The following is a 7,405-nucleotide window of genomic DNA, read 5'->3' on the forward strand; positions in this document are numbered from 1 at the left end:
TTTTATTTATTTTAATTTAATATCAGTGGCCAGGTTAATACGGTTATGGAATATCGGTAAAAACTCGTTAAGATCTTGTGGCAATCGCGGTTTACTGTACAAATACCCTTGAACCAAATCACAGCCATTGAGCCGCAGAAAATCTGCTTGATCGATAGTTTCCACACCTTCAGCAATAATCTGCAAATTCAATGCATGCCCCAGTGCAATAACCGCTTTAGCAATCGCAGTGTTATTAGCATCATGAGGGATATCACGTACAAAAGATTGATCGATTTTCAACTTATCAATTGGTAACTTTTTGAGATAATTGAGAGATGAGTATCCGGTACCAAAATCGTCAATACTCAAGGCAATGCCCATGGCGCCAAGCAATTTCAAATCACGAATAATCGCGTCTGGATCATTCATCATGCAAGACTCGGTGACTTCTAATTCCAAATGTTTGGCCGGTAATCCCGTTTCCAATAAAATCGAGCGCACTTTATCGACAAAATCATTTCTTTGCAGCTGTAAGCTGGCTACATTTACCGAAATGCGTTCAAACATTTTACCTTGGGTTAGCCATTCAACCCCTTGTAAACAAGCGGCCTTTAATACCCACAAACCTATATCCCAAATCAAACCAATCTTCTCTGCTAATGGAATAAACTCTGCTGGAGAGATATTGCCGTAGACAGGATCAGACCAACGAATTAACGCTTCAAAGCCACTAGGAGACAGATCAGACAGTTTCAACTTAGGTTGATAAACTAAATAAAAATCTTCATTCACCAGCGCTTGGTGCAATGCTGTTTGCAGCTTTAATTGTGCTACAGCCTGTTTGGTCATCGACTCAGTATAAAAGGCATAATTATTTCGCCCATCTAACTTGGCACGATGCATAGCCGCGTCAGCATTACGTAATAAGCTGTCGTGATCATCACCATCACTTGGGTATATCGCCACTCCCATACTGGCGGTAAGGCGTACAGATTGGGTATTGTCCAATATAAATGGGCGTTCAAATACACTGCGAATACGGTCAACCGATGACGTTACAGAATCAGTTCCCATAATGCTCGGCAACATGACCACAAACTCATCACCACTTAAACGTGCTAATACGTCAAAATCAGATAAAGCGTAAGATAAGCGTTTAGCCAATTCAACCAGAATTTCGTCGCCAATAACATGGCCTAAACTGTCGTTAATGTGCTTAAAGAAATCGATATCTAAAAACACAATAGCCAGCTGCTTTTTAGCCCGGTGAGAGTGATTCACCTCTTGCTCTAGCAGTGACATAAATTGCATCCGATTAGGCAATTGTGTCAACGGATCAAAATAGGCTAAGTTTTTCAGCTTTTCTTCATTTTGTTTTTGCGCTGAAATATCGGCAAATACGGCAACATAATACTGAATGATATTGAGTTTATCGAATACAGCACTGATGGTTATCGCTTGCGGAAAAATAGCACCATGCTTACGGCGATTCCAAATTTCACCATGCCATTTACCTTGGACTAATAAGGTATTCCACAATCGTTCAAAAAAGCTTTTAGGATGGCGACCTGAACTCAGCATTCTAGGGTTTTGGCCTATAACCTCTTCGCGGCTGTAACCGGTAATATCAGTAAACGCTTGGTTAATTTCGGTAATATTGCCATTACTGTCTGTTATCACTACCCCTTCGACTGCATTTTGAAACACATTGGCGGCTAATATGAGTTGATCCTGCGCCTCTTTGTGTTTGGCAATATTGCGAGTCATCCCTATTACCCCGGTCAATTGACCTTGGGTATTATAAATGGGCGCTTTAATGGTTTCGAGCCAGACCTTATTAAAATTAACATCAACTTCTTCACATTCAGACACCACTACAGTCGAACCATTACTGATGGCTAATTTATCACTCTCAATAAATTCATTTGCAGTGCGTTGATCAAAAAGGTCAAAGTCGGTTTTGCCAACAATTTGTTCTGTAGACTTTCGCCAAGCTCGCTCAACACTTTTATTACACGCTACATAGTGTCCGTTAGCATCTTTAACCCACATATGTTCATCAAAAGCATCAATAAATGACTGTAAATCAACATCGAGCGACACAGACTCAGATGCATTAGAATCAACAGCTAAGGAATTGATATAATAACGAATGGCATTACTTAGCATATCCGCTATGCGTGTTTGCATTGCCGACAAGGGCTTAAATAATGTTTGCTGAGATGGTTCGATAGCTTTGTCACTAAAGGTGATCACACCGAAGATATGACCTTTAGATGAACGAATAGGCTGATGATAAACGGTAACATGTTTGTCTACCGTTTGGACACTTTGAGCATCTGCCGCTTTAAGATGTTGTAACAAGCTATCTTGATGCTGTCGCTGGGTATTGTCATCAATACCTTGGCTGGTACAAATAGCTTCAACACTGTTTTCAGCATTAATTTGGTAAAACATGATGGTAAGACGAAACTCGGCAGAAATATCATTTATTTCTAGCTGCCATTCTCTTAATTGTACTTGAGAAATAGCTTTTTTAAGCATATTAAGATCCTGATAATGTTTAGTAGACCATGTTAAACGAGCCATACTCAATATGTATGAATACTGTAACAAGTAGTGTTATGAATATAAGTGCCGAGTCTAACTATACATCAGAACCTATCCTATACGCTGTGATTAAACAACAAAATGCAATCGATTCGAGCGGTTAATACTATTAGTTAACTATAATTACCCGATTAATAGGGCATATTCAATCATAACCTAACCCAATAAATAAAAAAGGAGCCAAAAGGCTCCTTAGTTTAACTTTACTATAAATGATGATAAACGCATGAATACTAGCTGTTTTTTAATGCAGCGATACGCTTCTCTAATGGAGGATGGCTCATCATTAACTCAGCCATTGAACGTTTGCCATTAATACCAAAGGCTGACATTTGTGCTGGCATAGCGCCAGATTCAGGCCCTTGACGTAAACGTTCTAATGCGGCAATCATTTTATTTTTGCCTGCTAAACGTGCCGCGCCTTCATCAGCTTTAAACTCACGAATACGTGAAAAGTAAGCTACGATAATCGATGCCAAAATACCGAATAGCATATCAAGTACAAATACTACAGCCATGTAGGCGAACATACCTAGGCCTTCACCTTCTTCGTCATTACTGGAAACAAAATTGTTAATAATGCCAGCAACAACACGCGCAGCAAAAATAACAAAAGTATTCACCACACCTTGGATTAAGGTTAATGTCACCATGTCACCGTTCGCCACGTGGCTCACTTCATGTGCAAGTACACCTTCAATTTCATCTTGAGTCATACCGTAAAGCAAACCAGAACTCACAGCAACAAGCGCATTGTTTTTACTTGGACCCGTTGCAAATGCGTTCATTTCTGGCGACTGGTAAATAGCCACTTCAGGCATCTTAATACCAGACTTTTCAGCTTGGCGTGCAACCGTTTCAACTAACCAACGTTCCATACTGTCACGTGGTTGCGTAATAACTTCACAGCCCATAGTTTTCTTCGCCATCCATTTTGAAATGGCTAAACTGATAAACGAGCCACCAAAACCAAAAATGGCAGCAAATACTAACAGTCCACCCATCGTTGAGGTATTAACCCCAAGAATAGACATTACAATTGAGGCAACCAGTAAGATGGCAAAGTTGGTTGCAATCAACAAAAATATACGCTTCATTTAAGCTCCTGTATGGCAAAAGTGCCGATTTACGATTGTTACTACAGACATAATATGTCCATAAAATGAAAATTCAAGCTTAGTTATATTAAAAAAGATTTATGGCTCTTTTTTAACTTGATAAAACATCGTCTTGAAATTCACGCGAGCAGAGTCTAGGGAGAATTGATTAATTGAAACTGAAAAATAGACTACAAAAACAAACTCTGTGTCGGCAATGATTAATCTTTGATAAACTGTCAAAAACTAAAACCAAAAAGGACTTTTTATGCCCATTAATGCATTAATGTTGAGTGCCTCACGGGTCGGTAATTCGACATATCTAAGCCATACCGTTGAGCTTATTCGTCCACTCACTCAACCAGGACAACAATGGCTGTTTATTCCTTATGCTGGCGTCAGTGTAAGTTATGATGAGTATTTAACAAAAGTGCAAACGGCACTTGAACCCCTAACAATTACCATTAGTAGTATTCATCAGTTTGCAGACCCAAAACAAGCCATTCAAGATGCTGCAGGCATTTTGGTTGGTGGCGGCAATACATTCCAATTGCTCAACGAATTATATCGCTACGACTTGCTACATTTAATTCGTGAAAAAGTAGAAAATGGCATGCCGTATGTGGGTTGGAGTGCGGGATCAAACATTACTGGAGCCAGTATTCGTACCACCAATGATATGCCAATTGTCGAACCGCCCTCGTTTACAGCACTGGGTATATTGCCATTCCAATTAAATCCGCATTACACCAATTACCAAATGCCAGGCCATAATGGTGAAACTCGTGCACAACGGCTGTTAGAATTTACCATGGTCGATCCACTGACACCGGTGATAGGAATCCAAGAAGGCAGCGCGCTATGGCGCCAAGGCGATAAATTACACCTTATTGGTAATGAGACGGCTTATTTATTCCATGGTAAACAACAAGAAGTTGAACTTACCGCTAACAGCGACTTGTCACACTACCTGTAGTCAGCTTACCTGCTCTTAACCTATTACGTTTGCTGATAATCGGTTTTGATCAAAACCATTGGGCTTACTCTATAAGCCCAATGGTGCATATTGATAAGCTACTCGCCATCGTATTGATTTCGCTCACTGGGAATATCCGTTGAGTATTCAACAAACTCAACTTCAAATCCGCTTGGGTCAATAAAGTAACGGCTTTTATAAAAAGGGTCATGTCCGCCCATAATCGCCACCTCAAAACCCACTTGTGACAATCTAGCAACTAATGCATCAATATTGTCCACAACGTAAGCGAAATGTGCCAAACCCAATGCATTACTTTTAAGATCGCGCACCTCGCCACTACCAGAATCATTTAACGATAAATAATGATAATCATCACCAAAGTGAAGCCATTTCCGCGGCGTACCATGCCAAACAGACTCGCCACCACCACGCACTCGCCAGTGTGGAAAGGCCGCTTTATAAAATACTAATGATTCATCTAAGTCATTAACTACTAAATTTAAATGTTCTAATCGCATCACTTATCTCCTTATGGTTAATGCAACACAGCTTAATACCTCAAGCTAACTTGAGGTAAAGCATTATTTTTGCAAAAATGATAAAAAAAATCGGAGGTTGAATGTCAATAGATGCAGAACTAAGTGTTGGCCAAGTCGCCAAACGTTGTGGAATAAACATCTCTGCGATTCACTTTTATGAGCAAAAAGGTCTTATCAGCAGTTGGCGCAATAATGGTAATCAACGTCGTTATACACGAGACGTTATCAGGCGAATATCACTCATCAAAGCTGCGCAACAATTAGGGATATCGTTGGATGATATCAAGCATGCTTTTGCTGCTTTACCCAATGAACGAACAGCGACTAAAGAAGACTGGGCAGAATTATCAAATGTTTGGAATAAATCACTTACGCTGCGGATAACCCAGATGCAAAAATTGAAAGATTCGCTCGAAGGTTGCATCGGTTGTGGTTGTTTATCGATGAAAAATTGCCCACTGTATAATCCTAACGATATTCTTGCAGATCAAGGCCCTGGCCCAGTGCTTTTGAATAAATGATGAATACAAAAAACCTAGTTTGATAACAAACTAGGTGTAAGCAATTGGCTAAATTGGGGGGAGATAAACTAGAAGGTTGAGAATATGGCTTAAATGCTATTAACACCTAAGCCATCAATCGTATTAATTCACAATAACGCCTTAACTAAGGGTGTTGGTAGCAACAATATCAATTTTACGAGGTTTCATTGCTTCTGGAATTTCACGTACTAAATCAATATTTAATAAACCGTGTTCTAATTCCGCACCGATTACTCGTACATGATCTGCTAATTGAAAAGTGCGCTCAAAACCACGCTCAGCAATCCCTTGATGCAAATATTTACGTTCATCACTTGTAGCTGTCTTATTACCTTTTACTAATAGTTTTTCACCTTCACTCATAATATCGAGTTCTGGCATAGAAAAACCCGCAACGGCCATCGTTATCCGATAACGATTCTCGCCTAAAAGTTCAATATTATAAGGAGGATAACCACTGTTGCTATTGTTAGCTGCAGCATGTTCAGCAAGTTGTGCTAAACGATCAAAACCGATAGCACTACGATAAAGAGGTGTTAAATCTGGAGAAATATTAAAATTACGCATGTTCATACCCTTGTCTAAAGCAATATGTAAAAATGACCACAGTCTGTTTGTGGTGTTTAGTTTTCACAGCCCTTACGGCACTGTGGTAGCAAGTTTACTGAAACCTCAATCGAGCATTTCATGATTCGCTCCTGCTACAGAATTAGATATATGGACCACTGGCGCTATATCAAGTGCAATGGATAAAAAAGTGAGTTACTAATAACCTAAAATAAATAATAGACTTTATAATCAATAATTAAGATAACAACTAATTTATAACATAATGAATAAGTTGGTGTTCATTTCACAATGATGACTTTTGTCACTAGTATTTCTGCTTGAAAACGTCACAATAATAGACAATAAATAGAAACAATTAAGGACACATTATGAACCCACCAACATTGGCATTATTAATTCCTATTCTGGCCATTTTAGGCAGCTTTATTGTCACTATCATGAAGCTGAAGCAAAGACAATCGCATACGACTGCAGAACAAGAAACTAACAATAAAGCACTGCATGATGAAATTAACGCCCTGCGTCAACGAATTGAAGTACTTGAACGTGTTGTTACCGACGATGCTTATGACCTAAAGCAAAAAATAAATAACGCGTAACACTGCCAGAGAGAATCTTAAACAACGCCACCTTATTGAGTGTATTGAGTGGTATTGTTGATTTCATAAAGTTGCTCATCTTAAATAGCCATTTAATTAATGCCATCGAAATAAGCGAGCCCTTTGATTGCGGTCATTATGGAGAGTTAAGGGCTACATATTGTTTTTTTGACACAAAACAGCCCGCTATATGATAGCGGGCTTTTTCGCGACTCTCTCAAGTCAATTAGGCGTCTGGAAATGACCTACTCTTTTATCCCCGAAGGGGACGCATAGGCATATTCGACAAACTGCTGTCATGTTTTGGCCAAAAACAAACTCTACACTATAAATTGCAAACGTAAAAAAGCCCATTACGTTAGTAACGGGCTTATCACTACTCTTTCGAGTCAATTTAGCGCCTGGAAATCACCTACTCACACATGGGCATATTCGACAAACTGCTGTCATGTTTTGGCCAATAACAAACTCTACACTATAAATTGCA

Annotated in this window: 7 protein-coding genes; 3 read left to right on the forward strand and 4 right to left on the reverse strand. The window is 39.3% G+C overall.

Going from position 1 to position 7,405, the window contains the following annotated elements:
- Window positions 1–6: 6 nt before the first annotated feature.
- Entirely contained in the window at window positions 7–2,526 is a 2,520-nt protein-coding gene (locus AAEY98_RS08835) for a putative bifunctional diguanylate cyclase/phosphodiesterase (protein WP_351016366.1), read from the reverse strand.
- A gap of 299 nt (window positions 2,527–2,825) precedes the next feature.
- Window positions 2,826–3,689, reverse strand: a complete 864-nt coding sequence (gene htpX / locus AAEY98_RS08840; RefSeq protein ID WP_162022819.1) for a protease HtpX — start codon at window positions 3,687–3,689, stop codon at window positions 2,826–2,828.
- Between the two features lie 268 nt (window positions 3,690–3,957).
- On the opposite strand from htpX, the gene pepE reads away from it, so the two are divergent.
- Entirely contained in the window at window positions 3,958–4,665 is a 708-nt protein-coding gene (gene pepE, locus AAEY98_RS08845; RefSeq protein ID WP_351016369.1) for a dipeptidase PepE, read from the forward strand.
- A 98-nt stretch (window positions 4,666–4,763) separates the two neighbouring features.
- On the opposite strand, the gene AAEY98_RS08850 is transcribed toward pepE, so the two are convergent.
- Entirely contained in the window at window positions 4,764–5,186 is a 423-nt protein-coding gene (locus tag AAEY98_RS08850; RefSeq protein ID WP_123777910.1) for a VOC family protein, read from the reverse strand.
- Between the two features lie 101 nt (window positions 5,187–5,287).
- Here AAEY98_RS08850 and soxR point away from each other — a divergent pair, with 101 nt between their 5' ends.
- A complete protein-coding gene (soxR, locus tag AAEY98_RS08855; RefSeq protein WP_162022817.1) occupies window positions 5,288–5,728 on the forward strand; it encodes a redox-sensitive transcriptional activator SoxR in 441 nt (146 codons plus the stop codon).
- 141 nt (window positions 5,729–5,869) lie between these two features.
- Here soxR and AAEY98_RS08860 read toward each other — a convergent pair whose 3' ends face one another.
- On the reverse strand, window positions 5,870–6,316 hold the full coding sequence (locus AAEY98_RS08860; protein WP_101087476.1) for an Hsp20 family protein: 447 nt from the start codon (window positions 6,314–6,316) through the stop codon (window positions 5,870–5,872).
- A gap of 371 nt (window positions 6,317–6,687) precedes the next feature.
- Between AAEY98_RS08860 and AAEY98_RS08865 the strand changes: the two genes are divergently transcribed.
- Complete coding sequence (locus AAEY98_RS08865) at window positions 6,688–6,918, forward strand: hypothetical protein (protein ID WP_101087475.1); 231 nt, start codon at window positions 6,688–6,690, stop codon at window positions 6,916–6,918.
- Window positions 6,919–7,405 lie beyond the last annotated feature (487 nt).

The sequence above is a fragment of the Shewanella sp. AC91-MNA-CIBAN-0169 genome (genome assembly GCF_040310165.1).
Lineage (GTDB): Bacteria > Pseudomonadota > Gammaproteobacteria > Enterobacterales > Shewanellaceae > Shewanella.